Origin of the sequence: Polynucleobacter sp. MWH-UH19D (genome assembly GCF_040409795.1) — a bacterium.
In the GTDB taxonomy this organism is placed as follows: Bacteria; Pseudomonadota; Gammaproteobacteria; order Burkholderiales; family Burkholderiaceae; genus Polynucleobacter.
This window is the reverse complement of record NZ_CP099571.1, coordinates 1,117,851-1,140,855: the sequence shown is the minus strand read 5'-3', so window position 1 is coordinate 1,140,855 and position 23,005 is coordinate 1,117,851. Positions and strand designations below refer to the sequence as shown.

General features: G+C 46.0%; 18 protein-coding genes. 17 read left to right on the top strand and 1 reads right to left on the bottom strand.

All coding sequences use genetic code 11. From position 1 onward, the window contains the following. Positions 1-28: 28 nt before the first annotated feature. The 5 genes from NHB34_RS05775 to NHB34_RS05755 all read left to right on the top strand — a co-directional run bounded on the left by NHB34_RS05775 (position 29) and on the right by NHB34_RS05755 (position 6,447). A complete protein-coding gene (locus NHB34_RS05775) occupies positions 29-1,906 on the top strand; it encodes an extracellular solute-binding protein (RefSeq protein ID WP_353426692.1) in 1,878 nt (625 codons plus the stop codon). Between the two features lie 11 nt (positions 1,907-1,917). Further along, entirely contained in the window at positions 1,918-2,988 is a 1,071-nt protein-coding gene (gene yejB / locus NHB34_RS05770) for a microcin C ABC transporter permease YejB (protein ID WP_353428555.1), read from the top strand. Next, positions 2,985-4,010, top strand: coding sequence for an ABC transporter permease (locus tag NHB34_RS05765; protein WP_353426691.1), 1,026 nt, complete (start codon positions 2,985-2,987; stop codon positions 4,008-4,010). Before yejB ends, NHB34_RS05765 begins: the two co-directional genes overlap by 4 nt. Beyond that, the gene (locus NHB34_RS05760; protein WP_353426690.1) at positions 4,007-5,644 is read left to right on the top strand and encodes a dipeptide ABC transporter ATP-binding protein; all 1,638 of its coding nucleotides are present in this window, start codon (positions 4,007-4,009) and stop codon (positions 5,642-5,644) included. The genes NHB34_RS05765 and NHB34_RS05760 overlap by 4 nt, the downstream gene beginning before the upstream one ends. Positions 5,645-5,793: 149 nt before the next feature. After that, on the top strand, positions 5,794-6,447 hold the full coding sequence (locus NHB34_RS05755; RefSeq protein WP_353426689.1) for a C40 family peptidase: 654 nt from the start codon (positions 5,794-5,796) through the stop codon (positions 6,445-6,447). 26 nt (positions 6,448-6,473) lie between these two features. Here the strand turns inward: NHB34_RS05755 and NHB34_RS05750 are convergent, their stop codons facing one another. Next, the gene (locus NHB34_RS05750; protein WP_353428554.1) at positions 6,474-7,289 is read right to left on the bottom strand and encodes a patatin-like phospholipase family protein; all 816 of its coding nucleotides are present in this window, start codon (positions 7,287-7,289) and stop codon (positions 6,474-6,476) included. Positions 7,290-7,554: 265 nt separating this feature from the next. On the opposite strand from NHB34_RS05750, the gene scpB reads away from it, so the two are divergent. From scpB to dusA, 12 genes are all read left to right on the top strand, one after another. Further along, positions 7,555-8,268, top strand: a complete 714-nt coding sequence (scpB, locus tag NHB34_RS05745) for an SMC-Scp complex subunit ScpB (RefSeq protein ID WP_353426688.1) — start codon at positions 7,555-7,557, stop codon at positions 8,266-8,268. Between the two features lie 6 nt (positions 8,269-8,274). Further along, a complete protein-coding gene (gene rluB / locus NHB34_RS05740; RefSeq protein ID WP_353426687.1) occupies positions 8,275-10,038 on the top strand; it encodes a 23S rRNA pseudouridine(2605) synthase RluB in 1,764 nt (587 codons plus the stop codon). Between the two features lie 184 nt (positions 10,039-10,222). Further along, the gene (gene rimP, locus NHB34_RS05735) at positions 10,223-10,714 is read left to right on the top strand and encodes a ribosome maturation factor RimP (protein WP_353426686.1); all 492 of its coding nucleotides are present in this window, start codon (positions 10,223-10,225) and stop codon (positions 10,712-10,714) included. Beyond that, entirely contained in the window at positions 10,711-12,192 is a 1,482-nt protein-coding gene (gene nusA, locus NHB34_RS05730; RefSeq protein ID WP_353426684.1) for a transcription termination factor NusA, read from the top strand. Before rimP ends, nusA begins: the two co-directional genes overlap by 4 nt. A gap of 13 nt (positions 12,193-12,205) precedes the next feature. After that, positions 12,206-14,959 carry a translation initiation factor IF-2 gene (gene infB / locus NHB34_RS05725; protein WP_353426683.1) on the top strand — a complete coding sequence of 918 codons (2,754 nt, stop codon included), beginning with the start codon at positions 12,206-12,208 and terminating at the stop codon, positions 14,957-14,959. Positions 14,960-14,971: 12 nt separating this feature from the next. Further along, the gene (rbfA, locus tag NHB34_RS05720) at positions 14,972-15,340 is read left to right on the top strand and encodes a 30S ribosome-binding factor RbfA (RefSeq protein ID WP_353426682.1); all 369 of its coding nucleotides are present in this window, start codon (positions 14,972-14,974) and stop codon (positions 15,338-15,340) included. 1 nt (position 15,341) lies between these two features. Then, positions 15,342-16,253 (top strand): tRNA pseudouridine(55) synthase TruB, encoded by a 912-nt coding sequence (gene truB / locus NHB34_RS05715; RefSeq protein WP_353426680.1) that lies wholly within the window; start codon positions 15,342-15,344, stop codon positions 16,251-16,253. A gap of 61 nt (positions 16,254-16,314) precedes the next feature. Beyond that, positions 16,315-18,132, top strand: coding sequence for a translational GTPase TypA (gene typA / locus NHB34_RS05710; protein ID WP_353426679.1), 1,818 nt, complete (start codon positions 16,315-16,317; stop codon positions 18,130-18,132). 102 nt (positions 18,133-18,234) lie between these two features. Continuing rightward, a complete protein-coding gene (locus tag NHB34_RS05705; RefSeq protein WP_353426678.1) occupies positions 18,235-20,586 on the top strand; it encodes a Tex family protein in 2,352 nt (783 codons plus the stop codon). Between the two features lie 33 nt (positions 20,587-20,619). Continuing rightward, on the top strand, positions 20,620-21,528 hold the full coding sequence (locus NHB34_RS05700; RefSeq protein ID WP_353426677.1) for a pseudouridine synthase: 909 nt from the start codon (positions 20,620-20,622) through the stop codon (positions 21,526-21,528). A gap of 33 nt (positions 21,529-21,561) precedes the next feature. Further along, positions 21,562-21,816 carry a hypothetical protein gene (locus NHB34_RS05695; protein WP_353426676.1) on the top strand — a complete coding sequence of 85 codons (255 nt, stop codon included), beginning with the start codon at positions 21,562-21,564 and terminating at the stop codon, positions 21,814-21,816. Positions 21,817-21,903: 87 nt separating this feature from the next. After that, entirely contained in the window at positions 21,904-22,989 is a 1,086-nt protein-coding gene (gene dusA, locus NHB34_RS05690; RefSeq protein ID WP_353426674.1) for a tRNA dihydrouridine(20/20a) synthase DusA, read from the top strand. Positions 22,990-23,005 lie beyond the last annotated feature (16 nt).

The window sequence follows — 23,005 nt, the reverse complement described above, 5'->3', positions numbered from 1 at the left end:
TGATTTGCTATCTACAATTGTTGCATATATGGCAGCCCAAACCTTTTTTATCCCTTTTCGCAAAATAACCCAATTCTTGCTCTTAGCCTCTTTGGTCGGGGTGCTAAGTGGCGCGGCATTAGCTGCTCAGGGGATAGCACAGTACGGCAAACCTAAATACCCAGAAGGCTTTGCCCATTTCGACTATGTCAATCCGAATGCCCCTAAGGGGGGCACTCTTGTTTTGCCCAATCCTGGGCAAAGAACCAGCTTTGATAAGTTCAACCCCTTTACCTTGCGTGGTGTTACTGCCCCAGGTATTGATTTGATGTTTGAATCCTTGGCAGAGGGTAGTGCCGATGAAACTTCCAGCGTTTATGGATTGCTTGCTGATGATATTGAGGTTGCCAAGGATCGTAAGTCGGTGACATTTCATATTCGCCCGGAAGCCAAATTTTCAGATGGCAGTCCTGTATTGGCGGCGGATGTGAAATACAGTTTTGATGTTCTCATGAGTGGCAAAGCGCATCCACGTTATAAAACCACTTTTGCTGACATTACCTCCGCAGTAGTTCTATCTGATCACTTGGTGCGCTTTGACTTTAAAAATAACAATTCAGAGTTGCCTATTTTGGCGGGAACGCTCCCAATCTTTTCTCGTAATTGGGGCAAAAAACCTGATGGCAGCATGATTCCGTTTGAAAAACTTGCTTTTGAAGCTCCAATTGGAAGTGGTCCGTATTTAATTGAGTCATTCAAAGCGGGTAAATCGATTGTGTATAAAAAAAACCCGCAGTATTGGGCTGATCAACTTTCAAAGCCACTCAACATCCGGGTTGGCTTTTATAACTTTGATCGGGTGCTTTATAAGCTCTATAGCGATGATGCTGTTCGCTTGGAAGCATTCAAAGCGGGGGAGTTTGATGCGATCGTTGAGTACCGTGCCAAAATTTGGGCCAAAGGATATGTAGGTTCAAAATTTGATAATGGCACCCTAACTAAAAAAGCATTTGTTAATCACAATGGGGCAGGCATGCAAGGTTTTGCGATGAATATTCGCAGACCCATTTTTCAAGATGTACGTGTTCGTCAAGCCTTAGGACTGGCCTTAGATTTTGAGTGGTTGAATCGCCAAATCTTTTTTGACCAATATGGCCGCATTAATAGTTATTTCACAAATAGTGATCTAAGTGCCAACTTTGATGGTCCAAGCAAGCCAACGGAAGGCGAGCTGAAATTACTGAAATCTCTCAAGGCGCAATATCCTCAATGGGTTCCTGATGCCGTTTTTGGCCCTATGCCGCCTGCACCTTCAACTGCACCACCAGGAAGCTTGAGGCAAAACCTGCGCAAAGCACGTGAGCTATTGCTGCATGCAGGTTGGCAATATCGCGACGGTGCTTTACGTAATGAAAAAGGCGAACCATTTCGTTTTGAGATTAATGAGGATGGCGGATTCTTTTTAAGAGTGATCTCGGCATATATCCGCAATCTTGAAAAACTCGGAATTCAGGTGGATGTGCGTACTAGTGACTTTGCGCTCCATCAAAAACGCATGAATGAATATGATTTTGATATGACCACTGTGCGTTTCCAAGACTCGCAAAATCCTGGTAGCGAGTTATGGGATCGTTTTGGTAGTCAAGCAGCTAAAGAGAAGGGTTCTGATAATGTCATTGGTGTCCAGTCACCAGTCGTCGACGCTTTAGTTGCTGAAATTACTAGAGCCCAGAACCGTGATCAATTGAGAACGGCGGCCCGTGCACTAGACCGAGTCTTGTGGAATAGTTATTACGTTGTGCCACAGTGGTACAACCCTACGCATCGTGTCGCTTTCCGCAAAGAAATGCGTTATCCAGAGCCACCACTGTATTACCAGGCTGAGCCCTGGATTATGCAAAACTGGTGGAAAGAGGAGGGTAAATAATGCAAGCCCAAATGCGCGTTTATATCCTCAAGCGTTTGTTGTTAATGATCCCGACGCTCTTGGGCGTTTTAACGCTGACATTCGCAGTAGTGCAATTTGTTCCTGGTGGTCCAGTCGAGCAAATGGTCTTAGAGCTTAAGGGAAAGGGTGGTGCTGCAACAGGTGGTAGCGAATCTTCGGGTGCTGGTGCAAGTGCTAGCTATCGTGGTCGCCAAGGGGTTGATGCGCAACGCCTAGAGGAAGTCAAAGCGCTCTATGGTTTTGATAAACCCCCGCTAGAGCGTTACTTCATGATGCTCGGCCGCTTTGCAAGATTTGATTTGGGTGATAGCTATTACCAGCATGAAAGTGTTTGGCGTCTAGTAGTGTCTAAGCTTCCCGTTTCCATCAGTATTGGCTTGTGGACATTTTTTATTACTTATCTTGTGTCCATTCCGCTGGGTATTGCAAAAGCGGTGCGAGATGGATCCCGTTTTGATGCTGTCACAAGCACGATGATCTTGGTTGGCTATGCTATTCCAGGATTTGTGTTGGGTGTCTTGTTGCTGGTGATATTTGGAGGCGGTAGCTTTTTGCAGATATTTCCATTGCGAGGCCTCACTTCTGACAACTGGAGTGATCTTAGTTTGATCGGCAAAGTGATGGATTATCTGTGGCATTTGGTGCTACCAATCACTGCGTCCGTATTGGGTAGCTTTGCCGTTGTAACGATGTTAACGAAGAATTCATTTTTAGAGGAGATTCGTAAGCAGTATGTTTTAACTGCGAGGGCTAAAGGCCTAACTGAGAAGCAAGTGTTGTGGAAACACGTCTTTCGTAATGCAATGTTGCCTCTAGTAACAGGTTTCCCTGCCGCATTTATCGGCGCATTTTTCACAGGCTCTCTATTGATTGAAACCCTGTTCTCATTGGATGGACTTGGTTTGCTCTCCTATGAGTCGGTGATGCGTCGAGATTACCCAGTAGTCTTTGGAACCCTTTACTTATTCACATTAATTGGCTTATTCACCAAACTCATCTCTGATCTTTGTTACGTTTATGTTGACCCTCGCATCCAGTTTGGTTCAGGGGGTGAGTCATGAATCGTTGGCAACGCTTTAAGGCAAATCGTCGCGGTTATATCAGCCTGTGGATTTTTCTTGCTTTTTTTGGACTATCGCTTTGTGCCGAGTTGATTGCTAACGACAAGCCCTTAGTGGTTCGCTATGACGGGCATTTTTATTTCCCGATAGCGAAGAATCAACCCGAAACAGTTTTTGGTGGTGACTTTGCAACCCCAACGGATTTTTTAGATCCTGACATCCGTCGCAACATTACGAGTGATGGAAATTGGGCAATTTATCCTCTTATCAAATACAGTTATGAGACGCTCAATTACTTTGCGCCTTCACCTAATCCTGCGCCGCCATCTTGGCAGAACTGGTTGGGAACTGATGACCGAGGACGTGATGTTTTATCTCGCCTCATTTATGGCTTCCGTCTATCGATTCTCTTTGGTCTGGCATTGACGATCGTAGGAGTTACTGTTGGTGTCATCACAGGATCGCTCATGGGGTTTTTTGGCGGAAAGTTTGACTTGATTTCTCAACGCCTCATTGAGATTTGGTCGGCAATGCCAGAGTTGTATCTGCTCATTATTTTTGCTTCAATCTTTCATCCAAGCGTGTTGTTGTTAATTCTTCTATTAGCGGCTTTTGGGTGGATGGGCTTATCGGATTATGTTCGTGCGGAGTTTTTCCGTAATCGTGCACTTGAGTATGTGCGAGCCGCTAGGGCGCTTGGATTGACGAATGTGCAGATCATGTGGCGCCATATTCTGCCGAATAGCTTGACGCCAGTGATTACATTTCTACCTTTCCGTATGAGTGCCGCGATCCTATCTCTTACTAGCCTAGATTTTTTAGGGCTAGGAGTTCCTCCTGGCACGCCAAGTCTGGGAGAGTTGCTTTCACAAGGAAAAGGAAACTTAGATGCATGGTGGATTTCGTTATCCACCTTTGTGGTGTTGGTAAGCACCTTGCTACTGCTAACTTTCATGGGTGAAGCTTTACGTGATGCCTATGACTCACGGAAAGCCGGCTTGATGAACGGAGGCCGTTCATGAGTCTATTGCGATATGAAAGCCTATCAATTTCTTTTGGCCCTGGACGTCGTGAGAAGTTTGCCGTTAATCAACTGGACCTCGATATTGGAATAGGCGAGCGGCTTGCATTAGTTGGTGAGTCTGGTTCCGGAAAAACACTAACTGCATTGGCTCCTCTGAGGTTAGAGCCTGAGGGCGCTAAGGTTAGTGGCAGCATTTTCTGGAAAAACCGGGACGGGCAAAGCGAGGTGGATCTTTTGTCTTTGCCAATTCAAGATATTCGAGAGATTCGTGGTCGCGAGATAGCGATGATCTTTCAGGAGCCAATGACGGCGCTGAACCCGCTCTTTACAATTGGCAATCAAATAATTGAGGCGGTGCAGATTTATCAGCCTTTGATTTCCAAGATGGACGCTATCAACGCCGCAATTGATTTGCTGAAGAAAACCGGCATTCCTGAGCCTGAGCGTCGCTTCCATTCTTACCCTCATCAACTGTCAGGCGGACAACGACAGCGTGCCATGATAGCAATGGCATTGGCTTGTAAGCCGCGATTACTGATTGCCGATGAGCCTACAACAGCATTAGATGTCAGTTTGCGAATGCAAATCTTAGATTTGCTGATGGAGTTGCAACAAGAATCTAAAGAGTATGGGGGCATGAGTATTTTATTAATTACCCATGACCTTAATTTGGTCAAGCATTTTGCACAACGAGTGGCCGTACTCAATCAAGGAAACTTAATTGAGGTTGGCGCGACTAAACAAGTGTTTGAACATCCAGTTGATCCTTATACTCGCGCCCTTGTCAACAGTGAACCCACACGCAATCTTGCGCCTGTAATGCCGTTATCACCCGTTTTATTAAAAGCGGAAGGGTTGTCAGTTTCCTATCCCAGTTCTGAAACGATTGGTTGGTTCAAGAAGGCTCCTCCACATAAAGTTTTAAAGAAAGTTAGCTTTGCTTTAAAGCAAGGTCAGACAATTGGGGTGATTGGTGAGTCTGGCTCCGGAAAGACAACGCTGGGCATGGCTGTGCTGGGTTTGTTGGGTGATTCCATTGCTCAGATTGCTGGGGAGGTTGATGTACTTGGTAAAGATTGGCAATCACTAAAGCCGGTTGAGCGAAGAGCAATGCGCGCCAGTTTGCAAGTCATCTTTCAGGATCCCTTTGGATCACTTTCTCCGCGGATGAGTGTGTTGCAAATTATTTCAGAGGGTTTGGATGTACATTACCCAAATCTTTCCGTCACTGAGCGAGAATCTCGTGTAGTAGATATGCTGAAGGAAGTTGGGCTAGATCGCTCTGCCTTGCATCGTTATCCACATGAGTTTTCTGGTGGGCAACGCCAGCGTATTGCCATAGCGCGTGCACTCATTTTGCGACCACAAATTTTGGTGCTAGATGAACCTACTTCTGCATTAGATGTCTCTATCCAAAAACAAGTGCTTGCACTGCTTACTGAGCTACAAAAGAAATATAACTTGGCATATCTCATGATTAGCCACGATCTGGCAGTCATTCGAGCTATGTCTCATGAGGTCATGGTGCTCAAAGAAGGCAGGGTTGTGGAATTCGGGGATACTGAATCCCTGATTAAAAACCCACGTCAGGTCTACACCAAAGAGCTCTTTGCGGCAGCTGAGTTGGTTTAATCGTTCTATTAATCTTGTTTAGGATGGCGGGTATATTGTCTTAGCTTGCCTTTATCGGGCAAAAATAACGATAAAAAACTAATAAAAACAATATATTGAGAGACAAACTTCAACTTGGTTAACGTGAGAATCTTTGCTACACTGGACGGATGTCATTTAAAAAAGCACTTCTTTTGCAATTCCTAGGGCTCATTTTGGGTCTGGGTACGCCTTTCATGGCGCATTGTGCAGATACGCCAGCGGACTCCCCTGTGTCGGCAGAATCGTCTATTCCAAAAGAGAGTATGTTTCAGGCAGGTAAGGCGTACATTGCTAAAGTTTCAGATCGCCTTGCCGACACCGTTACCGGAAAATCTGAAGAGTTGATCAATCGTGCGATGGAGGTCATTGGCGTACGCTATCGGTGGGACAGTGAATTACCTCAGTCTGGATTAGATGGCAGCAGTTTCGTAGGATATGTTTTTAAAGATAAGCTTGGCTTTTTATTGCCACGCAAGTCTACGCAAATGAGTCGAGTTGGCAAACCTATTAGTCGTGAAGAATTGCAACCTGGCGATTTGGTATTTTTCAACACCATGCGTCTGACGTTTTCTCATGTGGGTATTTATGTTGGTGATAATAAATTTATTCATTCACCATCTAAGGGCACAAGTGTTCGTGTAGACGACCTTGGAAGCTTGTATTGGGATAAGCGTTTTGATGGCGCCCGCCGTTTAGATGGAAGTGACAACTTGGACGACAGTGAACGTCAGGAGTTGTTAAACGAAGTTAAGAATCTCAAGCGCAAGTCTCGCAGTCTTTAACTTATTCTCAATCTAGTCTATTCGGATTAGCCTTTCAGTTTTTCTTTTATTAGACTCATTTGTTCTTGTGTTGCCATCTCGCCTGCCAAGATCGCAGCATTTCGTGACTTAAAGTCGCCTCCACTCATTTGCTTTAGCTGGGGGGCAATCACAATGTCCGCACTTTTTAATTCAAACTGATTAATGCTTCTTTGCATAATCGAGATAGTTTGCTGAAGTACGCCAAACGTTCCGCTAGCATCTTGGTGAACAGGTTCCGAGGAAATGTTTACTGCAATGACCAGGGTAGCACCCATTTGTCTTGCATAGCTTACTGGCACTGGTGCAACTAAACCGCCATCAACATATTCCTTGCCGCCAATGACCGTGGGCTGAAACACTCCCGGAATGCTGCATGATGCGCGTACTGCTTGACCTGTATTGCCGCTACGAAACAACACACCTTTGCCCGATTGCAATTCTGTTGCCACAATTCCTAAGGGAATGCGCATTTGCTCGATCGATTTATTTTGTACTTCACGATTAACCATATTTTGTAAAGCGTCACCTTTGATGAGGCCCCCAAAACGCCCTACAAAGGGTAGCCCCCAGTCAGCAATGGTTGCCTCATCTAAATTTAAGGCTAGTCGATTTAGTTCGTTTCCGGTAACGCCAGAGGCAAGCAACGCTGCAATGACGCTTCCTGCACTGCTGCCAACAACTACATCAGGCCGAATTCCTTGTGCTTCAAGCGCCTTGATAACTCCCACATGAGCAAAGCCTCTGGCAGCACCAGCCCCCAATACCAGCCCAATAACTGGTTTTTTTGAGCCAATAAGACTACATGAGCTCAGTCCGCCCATGCTTAAAAGAGAGGCAACTCCAATTCCCAAGGCTTGACGACGATGGGGGGAGATCAGGGTTTTTGATGAAATTGGGCGCATTTGGCTATTGTATTGAGCCTACCTTATAATGAGCCCACGGTGAACGAAAAAGACTTCGTGTAGCGCGGACAAATCCCAAACTAGAAATCAGATGGTTTGTTCGTAGTCGCTAGAAAACACCCAACCCATTACTGAAATGCATTTATAAGAGTCTACTCAGGATATTCCTGATAGCCCAATTTTTATGGACGATCATAACAAGCGCGTTATTGAAACAGCTCTCCTGTGTGCTCAGGAGCCGCTGACTGTGGCTGACCTGTCACGTCTGTTTGTTGAGGACATCACTACGGCAGATATTGATGAAGCATTAGTGGAGTTGCAGCGCGCCTGGGATAACAAAGGCATGGAGCTTGTTCATATTGCTACGGGTTGGCGCTTTCAAAGCCGCTTGTCCATGCGTGAGTATTTGGATCGCCTTACCCCAGAGAAGCCCCCAAAGTATTCCCGTGCGGTGATGGAAACTTTGGCGATTATTGCGTATCGTCAACCGGTGACCCGTGGTGAGATTGAAGAGATTCGCGGTGTTGCTGTTAGCAGCAATGTGATGAAGCAATTGGAAGACCGTGGTTGGGTAGAGGTGATTGGTCATAAAGATACTGTTGGTCGTCCTGGTTTATATGCCACTACAAAACAGTTCTTGGATGACTTGAGTCTTACCAATTTGCAAAGTCTGCCTATTTTGGAGGATGCCGCGCCAATGGCTGCTGCCGAGCATTTAGGGCAGGCGGTGATTGAGTTTGACTCAAGCGCAACAGTCGAGACAGTAGTGATTGATGAATCAGTAATTACTGATGGTTCTGCGGAAGACATATCTCAAGAGACAACCCAAGAATCAATGCAAGAACCCACAGATGTAGTAAGTCCCGAGTCTGGCGAGCCAGCAGACGAAACAAAATAATTATTAATGACAAGTTCTAACGAAAACGAATCAATTCCTGCAGTACCCGCAACAACTTCAAACCATTCTGAGAATCAACCCTCTGCATCACAAACAGGTGCTGATCAGTCAGAGAATGGTGGGCGTAATTTGCTCGAGGATAGGGGGTCTCGTCACCCGCGTCGAGCAGGAACGGGTAAGCATCCTTTTAATAAGAAGCGACCCTTTAATAAAGATAAGCAGCGTCGCGAAGGGCGCGACAATGATACGCAAAATAGCCCGCGCGAGGGTGGAGCTAATTCTGGGTCTAAGTTTGCACCTAACCCAGCAGAAGCAGAAGCTTTATTCGCTGCGGTTGTCTCTGGTGAGTTTGATGCTGCATTAGATGCCCCAGAGGTCCTCGAGGTCAAGAATCCTGAAGGTTTGAATGAGAGTGAAATCTCCCATCAAACTGGAGCAGAGCGTCGCGCGCAACGAGCACAGCGTTCGCGTGAGGATGAAGACTCTGATGCACCAACTGATGAGGAAATGAGTAGCTTGCAATTTGCCAATATTGACGAATTGCCATTGAGCTTGCGTGATGAGGTGTGGTCTGATCTTGATGGATTGGATGACGAAGCCGAAGATGAAGATACCGTTAAGTTACACAAGGTATTGGCAGACGCAGGTATGGGATCGCGTCGGGACATGGAAGACCTCATTATTCAAGGTCGAGTGTCTGTCAATGGTTTGCCCGCGCACATTGGACAACGCATTGGCCCAACCGATCAAGTACGTATTAATGGCAAGCAAGTTCATCGCAAGATACAGACCAAGCCACCGCGTGTGATTTTGTATCACAAACCTGCGGGTGAGATTGTTAGTCAGTCAGATCCAGAGGGTCGTCCAACAGTATTTGATCGTTTGCCAAAGCCGCGTCAGGGGCGTTGGATTGCGGTGGGGCGCTTGGATTTCAATACCGAAGGCTTATTGTTATTTACAACTTCTGGTGAGTTGGCAAATCGTTTGATGCATCCGCGTTATGGCGTTGAGCGTGAATACGCTGTTCGTATCTTGGGTGAACTCAGTCAGGACAACACTGTGCAACTGAAGAGCGGCATCAAGCTCGATGATGGGCAAGCACGATTCTTGCGTTTGGCAATGGGTGGTGGCGATGGTGCTAATCGCTGGTATCACGTTGCACTTACAGAAGGTCGTAATCGTGAGGTACGCCGTATGTTTGAGGCAGTGGGGCACACTGTTTCTCGTTTGATTCGTACTCGTTACGGAATGTTTTTATTGCCTCCGCGCTTGCGTCGTGGAAAGTGGGAGGAAGTTTCTCCTGAAGGTGTCGCAAGTTTGATGAAATCAGCTGGCTTGAAAGTCCCTCAGGCGCAAGATAAAAATCGCAGCTCTCATTCAGGTGGGCAAGGTCGCAATCCTTCCGCGGAAGACTTCCAGCCTGATCCCATGCAAACATCGGTTTCTTATTGGGGCTCACGCGATGCCTTAACTTTAGCTAGCGGTCATCATGGCATGACTCATCAAGGTAAAAATGCGAAAACGGGTGGTTCTGGGGATGGTCGTGGACCTTTTCGAGGGCGCACTCAAGGCGGTAGACCTGGTCAAGGAGGTCAGGGTGGTAATGGTCAAGGTCGCAATAAGAGCAAAAAGGTTCATCATGGCCAATCTGCTTTTGTTACTGGGAACCCCCAAAATCCTGGCAATGGCCCTAAAAGGGGTGCGCCGAAAGGTAAAAAACCCTTTCATAAGGGACCAAGAAAACCTCGAAATCCTAGCGAAAGCTTCTGATTTTTAACAGTTTTCCCTAGATTTCCCCCTAAAAATCCGCTACAATTTAAGTCTTGCATCTTAAATAGTTGCAAGTGTTGTTACCGACTGATGTTGCGATCAACGTAAGTCGGCCTGTTCTGAATTTCGAGAATATGGGCTTTGGAGCCCATTTTTTTTTGCCGTTTTAGTTTGAAGGGAAGTTGTGAGAGATCAGCAGATTATTGCTGCAGAGCTGGAAAACCTGGGTTACACGCTAGTGGATATTGAGCGTGAAGCCGGCGGTTTGCTGCGCGTCACAATTGAAAACCCTGACTATGATCGATTAATTACGGTGATGGACTGTGAAAAAGTGAGTCATCAACTGAGTTACTCATTACCAGTTGAGAATATTCCGTATGAGCGCTTGGAGATTTCTTCTCCAGGATTAGATCGCCCAGTGAAGAGTGCTGCAGACTTTGAGCGTTTTACTGGCATGGAAGTTGATCTGAAGTTACGAGTTGCTGTTGGTAATCGTAAAAATTTTCGTGGTGTATTGCAAGGTTTGCTGAGTGGTGAATTGAATTCACCTGATGCGAAATTTGGATTGGTGTTCGAGGCAGCTGATGGTCAGCCGTCTCAATTGGAGTTTTCTTTAGCCGAGGTCGATAAGACTCGGTTGGTCCCTGTTATTGATTTCAAAGGAAGAAAGTCATGAGCCGAGAAGTTCTCATGTTGGCAGATGCGCTAGCGCGTGAAAAGAACGTTGATCAAGCAATTGTGTTTGAGGCGCTTGAAATGGCGTTGGCATCAGCTACCAAAAAGCGTTATGCAACTGAAGATGTGGATATTCGTGTATCGATCGATCGTGATTCGGGTGAATACGAAACCTTCCGTCGCTGGTTAGTGGTGCCGGATGAGGCTGGTTTGCAGGAACCAGATAAAGAAATATTGCAATTTGAAGCTAAAGAGCAAATTGCTGATATCGAAGTAGGCGACTATATTGAAGAGCAGATTGAGTCTTTGGCTTTCGGACGCATTGGTGCGCAAGCTGCAAAGCAAGTGATTCTCCAGCGCATTCGCGATGCTGAGCGTGAGCAAATTTTGAATGATTACCTTGAGCGTGGCGAAAAAGTCATGACAGGTACCGTTAAGCGTGCTGACAAAAATGGTTTGATTATTGAATCAGGTCGCGTTGAAGCATTATTGCGTCGTGATCAAATGATTCCAAAAGAGAATTTGCGTTCTGGCGATCGTGTGCGGGCATACATCTTGAAAGTGGATCGTGAAGCACGTGGTCCGCAAATTGAACTTTCTCGTACTTGTCCAGAATTCTTGATTAAGTTATTTGAGAATGAAGTTCCAGAGATGGAGCAAGGTCTCCTAGAAATCAAGGGAGCCGCCCGCGATCCTGGCGTGCGTGCAAAGATTGCCGTGATTACTTATGACAAGCGTATCGATCCGATTGGAACTTGCGTTGGTGTGCGTGGTACTCGTGTCACTGCAGTGCGCAATGAAGTTGCTGGTGAAGCGGTGGATATCGTTTTGTGGTCTGAAGATCCAGCACAGTTTGTGATTGGTGCTTTGGCTCCAGCACAAGTTTCTTCCATTGTGGTTGATGAAGAGCGTCATGCAATGGATGTGGTGGTTGATGAAGAGAATTTGGCAATCGCGATTGGTCGTAGCGGGCAAAACGTCCGTTTGGCTAGCGATTTGACTGGTTGGCAGATCAACATCATGACTCCTGAAGAGTCTGCAGAGAAGACTGAGAAAGAGGCATCATCTGTACGTCAGTTGTTTATGGACAAGTTGGACGTTGATCAAGAGGTTGCAGATATTTTGATTGAAGAAGGCTTCAACACATTGGAAGAGGTGGCTTACGTGCCGCTGTCTGAAATGCTGGAAATCGATTCGTTTGACGAAGATACTGTAAATGAGTTGCGGACACGTGCTCGCGATTCCTTGTTAACAATGGAGTTGGCTAAAGAAGAGCGTATTGGTGAAGTCTCGCAAGATTTGCGTTCTTTGGAAGGCATGACACCAGAATTAATTGCAGCGCTTGCTGACAATCAAGTACATACCCGTGATGACCTCGCTGAACTGGCAGTTGATGAGCTGGTAGAGGCAACACAAATTGACGAAGAAACTGCGAAAACGCTTATCATGAAAGCGCGCGAACATTGGTTTACTTCATGAGAGGAAGTAGTGCATGGCAACAACAACAGTAAAAGTACTCGCTAAGGAACTCAAAAGAACCGCGGCTGACCTCTTAGAGCAATTAAAGGCGGCCGGGATCGAAAAGGGTTCCGAGGATGAGAGCATTACCGATAAAGACAAGGCAGCTTTACTCGAGTATTTGCAAAAAGCGCATGGTAATGCTGAGGCTGGTGCTCGCAAAAAAATTACTCTGATTAAGCGTGAGAGTTCTGAGATTCGTCAGGCGGATTCTGCTGGTCGCACTCGCACCGTACAGGTTGAGGTTCGCAAAAAGAGAGTTTTGGTAAAGCGCGGCGAGGAAGCAGCAGCTTCTGCTGCGCCTGAGTCAACAAAGCCAGCAAAGGCAGCGACGCCTGCTAAACCAATCTTGACAGAAGAAGAGTTGGAGAAGCGCGCTGCTGAGGCAACCCGTCAGGCTGAGTTATTGGCTCGCCAAGAAGCTGAGATGAAGGCGGCGGAAGAGGCGCGACAAAAAGAAGCAGCAACTCCAGCCGAAAAAGAAGAGCAAGCAACTAAAGAGGCATCTGACGTTGCGGCAGAGAAAAAAGCAAAAGCTGAAAAGGCGGCAAAAGAACTAGCTGCCGTTAAAGAGAAAGAGTTGGCTGATCTTCGTGCTCGCCGTGCTGCGGCTGAGGCTGAAGCTTTGGCTATTCGCGACATGATGAGCGCCCCAGCGCGCGTCTTGAAAGCTCCCAGCGAGGTAGCTGCTGAAGAAGCGAAAAAAGGTACTTTACATAAGCCTACAAAAGCTGAAGGCGCAGAAGAAAAGAAAAAGCCTAATAAAGTTGGTGGTAAGACGATTAAATCTTCTGAAACCTCATCAACATGGCAAGAGGAGGGTGTCAAGAAGCCTGGCGGCGGTCTCAAGACTCGCGGCGATACATCTGGTGGTGTTGGTGGGTGGCGTACTGGTGGTGCTCGTAAAAAGCAACGCCAGATTGCTGAAGCAAACGTGGATACGAATTTCCAAGTACCTACCGAGCCAATTGTGCGCGATGTACATGTTCCAGAAACTATTACTGTTGCCGAGTTAGCTCATGCGATGGCAGTGAAAAGTGCTGAAGTGATTAAGTTGTTAATGGGTATGGGCCAAATGGTCACCATTAATCAAGTGCTTGATCAGGATACTGCGATGATCATTGTTGAAGAAATGGGTCACCGTGCACATGCTGCCAAGTTGGATGATCCTGATCTTGATCTTGTGGGTGCTGAAGGTCATGATGCAGAGTTATTACCACGTCCTCCAGTAGTTACCGTAATGGGCCACGTTGACCATGGTAAGACATCTTTGCTCGATAAGATTCGTACTGCAAAAGTAGCATCTGGCGAAGCTGGCGGTATTACTCAGCACATTGGCGCATACCATGTGGAAACACCACGCGGCATGATTACATTCCTAGATACCCCGGGTCACGAAGCGTTTACTGCTATGCGTGCTCGTGGTGCAAAGGCAACCGATATTGTGATTCTAGTTGTTGCAGCCGATGACGGCGTGATGCCGCAAACTAAAGAAGCGATTCATCATGCAATCGCGGGTGGCGTGCCATTAGTTGTTGCAATCAACAAAATCGATAAACCCGAAGCTAATCCTGAGCGTGTAAAAACAGAATTAGTTGCTGAGCAGGTAGTCCCAGAAGAATACGGCGGTGATGTGCCATTTGTTCCAGTCTCCGCAAAATCTGGCGAAGGTATCGATGCTTTGTTGGAAAACGTTCTCTTGCAAGCAGAAATTTTGGAGCTCAAGGCGCCAAAAGATGCACCCGCTCAAGGTCTAGTGATTGAGGCGCGTTTGGACAAAGGTAAGGGTGCTGTAGCAACAGTGCTGGTACAGTCGGGCACGCTTAAACGTGGCGATATGCTGTTGGCTGGCTCTACCTTTGGTCGTGTTCGTGCGATGCTGGATGAAAACGGTAAGCCTTGTAATGAAGCTGGTCCCTCAATTCCAGTTGAGATTCAAGGTTTGGCTGAAGTGCCAGCCGCTGGCGAAACTGTTCAAGTGGTTCCTGATGAGCGTAAGGCTCGTGAGATTGCGCTCTTCCGTCAAGGCAAGTTCCGTGATGTGAAGTTGGCAAAACAACAAGCTGTGAAGCTCGAGACCATGATGGAAAACATGGGTGAGGGTGCGATTGAAGCTAAGCTGTTGCCATTAATCATTAAGGCAGACGTACAGGGTTCTCAAGAGGCATTGTCTCAATCTTTATTGAAGCTTTCTACGCCGGAAGTGAAGGTGCAGATTGTTCACGCAGCTGTTGGCGGGATTACTGAGACTGACGTGAACTTAGCAGTTGCTTCTAAGGCGGTGATTATTGGCTTTAACTCCCGTGCAGATGCCGCTGCTCGTAAGTTGGCAGAGAATAATGGTGTGGATATTCGTTATCACAACATTATTTACGACGCGGTAGATGAAGTGAAGCTTGCTCTCAGTGGCATGTTGACTCCAGATAAGAAAGAAGAAATCACTGGTCTGGTAGAAATTCGTCAAGTCTTCTTAGTATCAAAGGTAGGAGCAATTGCAGGTTGCTTAGTGGTTGATGGTATTGTCAAGCGCACATCAAGCGTCCGCCTCTTGCGTGATAACGTGGTTATCTGGTCTGGTGAGTTAGATTCTCTGAAGCGCTTTAAAGATGATGCGAAAGAAGTTCGTGCTGGCGTCGAGTGTGGTCTATCGCTAAAAGGCTATAACGACATCAAAGAGGGTGATCAACTTGAGGTATTTGAAGTAACTGAAGTTGCTCGCTCTCTGTAATTTGTTGTCCCTATGCACAAGACTAGCCCTCATCGTAACCAGCGTCTCGCCGATCAAATTCAGCGAGACCTGGCAGAGCTCATTCCAAGAGAATTGCGAAGTTCTAGTTTGGGCTTAATTACTTTGCAAAGTGTTGAGCTTTCTCCTGACTTGGCGCATGCCAAAGTGTTTTTTACGGTCTTAGGTGCTGAGCCTGAGCATGCGTTAACTGCCTTGCAAGAGAAGGCAGGTTATTTGCATTCTTTGCTATTCAAACGTTTGCATATTCATACCGTCCCTACATTGCATTTTCAATATGACAACTCAGTTGAGCATGGTATTGAAATGTCTAAATTGATCGATAGTGCTGTCAAGAGCGATCATCAGGATAAGAATCCTTAACATGTCTACACGGATTGACGGAGTAGTCTTGCTTGATAAACCTGCAGGAATGAGTTCTCAAGGTGCTGTTACTGCTGTTAAGCGTGCATTTCATGCGGAAAAAGCAGGTCACACTGGTACCTTAGATCCGATGGCAACCGGTTTACTTCCAATTTGTTTGGGAGAAGCCACTAAATACTCGCAAGATTTACTCGATGCGGACAAAACTTATGTCGCTCAAGTGCAATTTGGCTCTCGCACTGATACTGGTGATGCAGAAGGTTTGATAATTGAAGAGTTGCCTCTCCCTTCTTTTGAGAGCTCGGCAGATATTAAAAAAGCATTAGATGCTTTGCTGCCAAAATTTACTGGGGCGATTTCTCAGGTTCCTCCCATGTACTCTGCACTAAAGCGTGATGGTAAGCCTTTATATGAATATGCCCGTGCTGGAGTAGAACTAGAGCGCACTCCACGCGATATTGTGATTCACAAAATTCGCTGGACTGATATTCAGTGGCCTAGAGCAACTCTAGAGGTAACCTGCAGCAAAGGTACCTACATTCGTGTTCTGGCTGAAGACTTGGGTAATGCCTTGGGATGTGGCGCACATTTAGTGGGTTTACGTAGAACAGAGGTTGGGCACTTAACTTTAGAACAGTCTTTTACGATTGAAGCGATTCAACAGGCTGTGCACGATAGTTCTAGCTATATTCTTCCGGTCGATGCCCTATTGCAAACCTTGCCGCACTTAACGGTGGATGAGCAACAAGCAAAGCGTTTAGGGATGGGGCAACGTGTACCACTCAATTTACCTTCCATCGAAGCATTGGTGCGCATTTATCGCGCCACCGCTGCACCACATAACTTTATTGGCACTGCCGATTGGCGCTCTGGGGTATTGCATCCAAAGCGACTTATTTCGCAAGCCCATTAAGACAAATCGTAATTCAGGCCGACCATTCATTTTTATTATTTTTTAACTTTAGAAGCTTCACATGACTAAACGCGCACTTCGTAACATCGCTATCATCGCCCACGTTGACCACGGTAAAACAACCCTAGTTGACCAACTCTTGCGTCAATCGGGTACGTTCCGCTCAAATGAGAAAGTGGCCGAACGCGTCATGGACTCAAACGATCTTGAAAAAGAGCGCGGCATTACCATTTTGTCCAAAAACTGCGCAGTTGAATATGATGGCACTCACATTAATATCGTAGACACACCAGGGCACGCAGACTTTGGCGGTGAAGTGGAGCGTGTGCTATCGATGGTGGATGGCGTGCTTTTGTTGGTGGATGCAGTTGAAGGGCCAATGCCACAGACTCGCTTCGTTACTAAGAAGGCGTTAGCTCTTGGACTCAAGCCGATCGTTGTGATTAATAAAGTAGATCGCCCAGGTGCTCGCACTGACTATGTCATCAACGCCACATTTGAACTGTTTGATAAATTAGGCGCTACTGAAGAGCAGTTGGATTTTCCAGTGGTATACGCCTCTGGTTTGAATGGTTATGCAGGCATGACTGATGATGTGCGCGAAGGCGATATGCGTCCATTGTTTGACACGGTACTCAAGCATGTACCTGTGCGTGATGATAATCCTGATGGTCCATTGCAGTTGCAGATTACCTCTATTGAATACAGTACTTATGTCGGTAAGATTGGCGTAGGTCGCGTCAATCGTGGCACCGTAAAGCCAGGCATGGATGTGGTCTTTATGGATGGTCCAGAGGGCGTGCAGCGTAAGGGTCGCATCAACCAAGTATTAAAGTTCCGCGGTTTAGAGCGTGAACTAGTTGATGAAGCTCAAGCGGGCGATATTGTATTGATTAACGGTATTGAAGACTTGGCAATCGGTACCACTGTATGCGCGCCTGATACCCCCGAAGCATTACCTATGCTTAAGATTGATGAGCCAACTTTGACCATGAACTTCATGGTGAACACTAGCCCATTAGCGGGTCGTGAAGGTAAGTTTGTTACCAGCCGTCAGATTCGTGAGCGCTTGGATCGTGAGCTCAAGTCCAATATGGCATTGCGTGTAAAAGATACTGACGATGACACTGTATTTGAAGTATCTGGACGTGGTGAATTGCATCTCACCATCTTGGTTGAGACAATGCGTCGTGAAGGCTATGAATTAGCCGTATCGCGTCCTCGCGTAGTGTTCCACGAGGAGGATGGTGTGAAGATGGAGCCATACGAGAACTTAACCGTGGACGTTGAAGACACAACTCAAGGCGCTGTAATGGAAGACTTGGGTAAGCGTAAGGGTGAATTGCTCGATATGGTGAGCGATGGCAAGGGCCGTACTCGTTTGGAGTATCGTATTCCTGCGCGTGGTCTGATTGGTTTCCAAGGTGACTTTATGACCATGACTCGCGGTAATGGTTTAATGAGTCACACTTTTGATTCCTATGCTCCTGCTAAAGAGGGCATCTTAGGTGAGCGTCATAACGGTGTATTGGTAAGCCAAGATGATGGTGAAGCAGTTGCTTACGCATTGTGGAAATTACAAGATCGCGGTCGTATGTTTGTAAGTCCTGGCGACCCCTTGTACGAAGGTATGGTGATCGGTATCCATAGTCGCGATAATGACTTAGTTGTTAACCCAATTAAAGGCAAGCAACTGACAAACGTTCGCGCTTCAGGTACTGATGAAGCGGTTCGTTTGGTGCCGCCAATTGCACTCAATCTTGAATATGCCGTTGAGTTTATCGATGATGATGAACTGGTTGAAGTTACTCCAAAGAGTATTCGCATTCGTAAGCGTTACCTTAAAGAGCATGAGCGTAAAAAAGCATCGCGCGAATAAATTACCCTGAATCAACATAAAAGTCACCTTCGGGTGGCTTTTGTTCTTCATTGATTTCGATATTCCAAATATAGAAAATTAAGAAATAATCAAACTACATTTATGTTGCCATCCATAGAACAACGTCTTGCCCGAGAATTATCTGCAAAACCTAATCAAGTAGCTGCTGCTATTGCCTTATTGGATGAGGGCGCAACAGTCCCGTTTATTGCCCGATATCGTAAAGAAGCTACAGGCGGTTTGGATGATGCCCAGTTACGTTTATTGGATGAGCGTTTGGCTTATTTGCGTGAGCTTGAAGAGCGTCGTAAAACGATCGTTGCTTCTATAGAAGAGCAAGGCAAAATGACTCCTGAGTTGCTCAAGGCCATCATGTTGGCAGAAGATAAAACCAGGCTGGAAGATTTGTACTTGCCTTATAAGCCTAAGCGCCGAACTAAGGCTCAGATAGCTCTAGAGGCCGGTTTAGAGCCCCTTGCAAATGATTTACTTGCTAACCCAAATCTCGATCCAGAAATAGAGGCGTCCAAGTACATTAAGGAGGCTTTTAAAACTGAGCAAGGCGACAACGCTGGTGTGCCTGATACGAAGGCGGCACTGGAAGGTGCTCGCCAAATTTTAATGGAGCGTTTTGCCGAGGATGCGGGCCTGCTTCAGTCATTGCGTAATTACCTGCAAGATCATGGTGTGGTTGAGTCAAAAGTCATTACTGGTAAAGACCAAGAAGGAGAGAAGTTTGCTGATTATTTTGACTATTCAGAACCCATCAAGGCGATTCCATCCCATCGTGCATTAGCACTATTTCGTGGGCGTCGAGAGCAAATTCTGATGGTGAATTTGCGCTTGGATAGCGAAGCAGAAAAGCCGGAGTGGGATGCCCCACACAACCCGTGTGAGCAGCGTATTGCAGGGCATTTCAAGATTAAAAATGAGGGCCGGCTTGCGGATACTTGGTTGGCTGATACTGTTCGCTGGACGTGGCGCATCAAATGCTCTATGCATCTAGAAACTGAGCTCATGACGACATTGCGAGAGCGTGCTGAAACCGAAGCAATTAATGTGTTTGCTCGTAACCTCAAGGATTTACTGCTGGCTGCTCCCGCTGGACCCAGAGTTACTATTGGCTTAGATCCTGGTATGCGTACTGGGGTGAAGGTCGCAGTAGTTGATCAGACGGGTAAGGTAGTTGATACTGACGTGATTTATCCCCATCAGCCCAAAAATGACTGGGCTGGCTCACTCTTGACTTTATCTAAATTGGCCGAGAAACACAAAGCAACGTTGATTTCAATTGGTAACGGTACAGCTTCTAGAGAAACGGATAAGTTGGCGCAAGATTTAATTAAAGCGAAACCTGAGCTGGGTCTTACAAAGATAGTAGTTTCTGAAGCAGGTGCTTCAGTGTATTCAGCTTCTGAATATGCTTCAAAAGAATTGCCAGGAATGGATGTTTCCTTGCGTGGTGCTGTGTCTATTGCACGTAGATTGCAAGATCCCTTGGCTGAGCTAGTGAAGATTGATCCTAAATCCATTGGCGTAGGGCAGTACCAGCATGACGTCATGCAAACCCAGCTTGCAAAATCACTAGTAGCGGTCGTAGAGGATTGTGTAAATGCAGTCGGAGTGGATGTAAACACCGCCTCAGCCCCGTTATTAGCAAGAGTGTCTGGTTTAAGTTCTACAGTAGCTGAAGGTATTGTTGCTTATCGCGATAGCAAGGGTGCTTTTAAGTCCAGAGCGGAATTAAAGAGTGTGCCTCGCCTTGGAGAAAAGACTTACGAGCAAGCAGCAGGGTTTTTGCGCATCATGAATGGACAAGATCCTCTAGATGCGTCAGCAGTTCATCCAGAGTCTTATCCCTTAGTCGAGAAAATTCTCAAAGATATTAAAAAGGGTGTCAAGGAAGTTATTGGTGATAGCAATCTGCTGAAATCACTATCGCCTGAGAAATATGCAGATGGACAGTTTGGTGTTCCGACTGTAACCGACATCCTGAAAGAATTAGAGAAACCCGGGCGAGACCCAAGACCAGAATTCACAACTGCCACCTTTAAGGAGGGTGTCGAAACTATTGGCGATTTGAAGGCGGATATGATTTTAGAGGGTGTAGTGACCAACGTTGCTGCCTTTGGTGCATTCGTGGATATTGGCGTTCATCAGGATGGGCTAGTTCATATCTCTGCTTTATCCAATACTTTTGTTAAGGATCCGCATACAGTCGTTAAAGCAGGTCAGGTAGTAAAGGTAAAGGTGCTGGAAGTGGATGAAAAACGGAAGCGCATTGCATTGACTATGCGTCTATCAGACGAAGCCCCTAAGGCAGGATCAAAGTTAGAGCAAAAAGCTCCAAATCGCCCAAAACATAACGAGCTTAAAAGACCGCAAGAGGAGCGTAGACAGGCGCCTCCAATCAATAATGCAATGGCAATTGCCTTAGAAAAGCTTAAGAAGTAGCCCAGTGGTATTAAGCAGAAATATCTACGGATTATGAGTGCGATTAATTCTGAGGGAGTATCGGCATCGCGGGTGTTCTTGCCGGCCGATCAATCTCATCCGAATCTATTGCAATTTTTTATTGCTCAATTCCCTCATATTGAAGCAAATGAGTGGGAGAGGCGTTTTGCCGAAGGTTTGATTTTGGATGTGGATGGTCAGTCCTTATTGGCAAACGATCCATATCGACCTAATACGCACTTGATGTATTTCAGACGCCTAGCTCGAGAACCTGAAATTCCTTTTGATGAACATATTTTGTATCAAGATGACCACTTATTAGTTGCTGATAAGCCCCATTTTTTACCAGTTACGCCAAGTGGCTTGTATTTGCATCAAACCCTTCTAAATCGTCTTAAGAAAAAGACAAAAATTCAGACGCTTAGTCCAATTCATCGAATAGATCGAGATACAGCGGGTTTGGTGATCTTCTCAATCAATCCTGATGAGCGGTCGCAATATCAAAATCTATTTCGTGATCGAGTGGTCGGCAAGGTATACGAAGCAATTGCACCGTATTCTGAAGAGTTAAGTAAAAAATTACCAATCACTTATCAGAGTCGCCTAGAAAAGTCTGAGCATTTTCTACAAATGCAGGAGGTGGATGGGGAAGTAAATGCTGATACGAAAATTGAACTCATCGAAGAGTTAAGGCCGTGGGCTAGATATCAGCTGATGCCTGGTAGCGGTAAGAAACATCAACTTCGCGCACACATGAATGCGCTTGGGGTGCCAATTAAAAATGATCAAATCTACCCAATTCTTACGCCATATCAAGAATATGAGCTTGACTTTACAAAACCATTGCAGTTGTTAGCTAAGAAAATTTCTTTTAAAGATCCCATTACAAGCGAAGAAAGGTCATTTTGTAGTGGTCAAGAGTTGAAATTCGGATTAAATTGATCTAATACATTCATTGAACAGGGAGTATTCATTATGAGTAAAGAAGAGTTAGGTTCAGATGGCTTGCCAGGTCATGATTACTTTCTGGATGCCGTCAATCACATTGATCAAGCTGTAAAAAGCAATACGATTGCGATTGGTGCTGCAAAGGGAATTATTTTTAGCATTGTCGAGACTTTAGGTTCGATGGTCGGTGACCCAGATTTACCTAATCATCTAAAGTCGGGATATATGGGGGCTCTGGATTTGGCGGCTGAGCTCGAAGCCAAGTTGGGTAAGATCAAATAGGGGTAACTCAGGCCGAATATCATCTATTTAGGACAACTTTGGTTGTCCTGAGGTCTATAAATACTGAATCGACTGAAATTGAAGTTCATGACCAGTTCACCAAAGAAACGTATGGCAGTCGCCCCGATGATGGAGTGGACTGATCGCCATTGCCGATCTTTTCATCGCTCACTAAGTAAGGAAGCAGTCTTGTATACGGAGATGGTGACTACTGGAGCTTTGATCCATGGGGATGTCCCGCGTCACCTAGATTATTCACAAGATCAGCACCCGGTGGTATTGCAATTAGGAGGATCTGAGCCGAATGATTTAGCTAGATCTGCGGAGCTCGCTCAGCAGTGGGGTTACGATGAAATCGATCTCAATTGTGGTTGTCCGTCTGAGCGTGTGCAACGTGGTGCATTTGGTGCATGCCTTATGGCTGAGCCCAAATTAGTAGCCCATTGTGTTAAAGCAATGAAGGATGCCGTGGATGTTCCCATTTCGGTAAAGCATCGATTGGGGCTGGATTCGATGGATGCATCTTCTTCAAAAACGGATTATCAGTTTGCATTGAATTTCATTTTGTCAGTAGCTGATGCGGGGGCTAGTCAAGTAACGATCCATGCTCGCAATGCAGTGCTCAAAGGTTTATCTCCTAAAGAGAATCGCAGTAAACCACCATTGAGATATGAAGTTGCTGCACAATTACGCCTTGATGCGCAGAAGTTATTTCCTGATTTAAAAGTATTGCTCAATGGCGGCTTAGAGTCCAATGAGCAAATCGCTGGTCATTGGAATGACTTTGATGGATTTATGATTGGCAGAGCTGCATATCATTTTCCAGCGATGCTCTTGGGATGGGATGATTTAATTCGTACGAATGGCGATGCAGCAGGGTATCTATTTAGCGAGACTGAATGGCATCGCATTCAAATTGCTTTGGTTAAGCAGGTGCAAGCATGGTTTGATGAGTGCAAAGAAAAGGGAAAGCCTTTTTACATTGGGGCATTCACAAGACATATTTTGGGTCTAGCTCATGGCAGGGCAGGCTCACGTTATTGGCGTCAACGCCTATCAGATCACCATGCCTTAGCAAAAGTGCAAAGTAAAGCCGCAATCGCAGACTTTTTTATTGATGCCAGCCTAAGCCTTGGTGATTGGGCTGCCTTTGAGCTAGAGACTGCAGAATAGGGCTGTTTTGGCAGGT

What these genes read in the sequence shown, in the direction of transcription:
- NHB34_RS05775 (WP_353426692.1), top strand. Translation starts at nt 29, where the DNA reads ATGGCAGCCCAAACCTTTTTTATCCCTTTTCGCAAAATAACCCAATTC.
- yejB (WP_353428555.1), top strand. Translation starts at nt 1,918, where the DNA reads ATGCGCGTTTATATCCTCAAGCGTTTGTTGTTAATGATCCCGACGCTC.
- NHB34_RS05765 (WP_353426691.1), top strand. Translation starts at nt 2,985, where the DNA reads ATGAATCGTTGGCAACGCTTTAAGGCAAATCGTCGCGGTTATATCAGC.
- NHB34_RS05760 (WP_353426690.1), top strand. Translation starts at nt 4,007, where the DNA reads ATGAGTCTATTGCGATATGAAAGCCTATCAATTTCTTTTGGCCCTGGA.
- NHB34_RS05755 (WP_353426689.1), top strand. Translation starts at nt 5,794, where the DNA reads ATGTCATTTAAAAAAGCACTTCTTTTGCAATTCCTAGGGCTCATTTTG.
- NHB34_RS05750 (WP_353428554.1), bottom strand. Translation starts at nt 7,289, where the DNA reads ATGGGCGGACTGAGCTCATGTAGTCTTATTGGCTCAAAAAAACCAGTT.
- scpB (WP_353426688.1), top strand. Translation starts at nt 7,555, where the DNA reads ATGGACGATCATAACAAGCGCGTTATTGAAACAGCTCTCCTGTGTGCT.
- rluB (WP_353426687.1), top strand. Translation starts at nt 8,275, where the DNA reads ATGACAAGTTCTAACGAAAACGAATCAATTCCTGCAGTACCCGCAACA.
- nusA (WP_353426684.1), top strand. Translation starts at nt 10,711, where the DNA reads ATGAGCCGAGAAGTTCTCATGTTGGCAGATGCGCTAGCGCGTGAAAAG.
- infB (WP_353426683.1), top strand. Translation starts at nt 12,206, where the DNA reads ATGGCAACAACAACAGTAAAAGTACTCGCTAAGGAACTCAAAAGAACC.
- rbfA (WP_353426682.1), top strand. Translation starts at nt 14,972, where the DNA reads ATGCACAAGACTAGCCCTCATCGTAACCAGCGTCTCGCCGATCAAATT.
- truB (WP_353426680.1), top strand. Translation starts at nt 15,342, where the DNA reads ATGTCTACACGGATTGACGGAGTAGTCTTGCTTGATAAACCTGCAGGA.
- typA (WP_353426679.1), top strand. Translation starts at nt 16,315, where the DNA reads ATGACTAAACGCGCACTTCGTAACATCGCTATCATCGCCCACGTTGAC.
- NHB34_RS05705 (WP_353426678.1), top strand. Translation starts at nt 18,235, where the DNA reads ATGTTGCCATCCATAGAACAACGTCTTGCCCGAGAATTATCTGCAAAA.
- NHB34_RS05700 (WP_353426677.1), top strand. Translation starts at nt 20,620, where the DNA reads ATGAGTGCGATTAATTCTGAGGGAGTATCGGCATCGCGGGTGTTCTTG.
- NHB34_RS05695 (WP_353426676.1), top strand. Translation starts at nt 21,562, where the DNA reads ATGAGTAAAGAAGAGTTAGGTTCAGATGGCTTGCCAGGTCATGATTAC.
- dusA (WP_353426674.1), top strand. Translation starts at nt 21,904, where the DNA reads ATGACCAGTTCACCAAAGAAACGTATGGCAGTCGCCCCGATGATGGAG.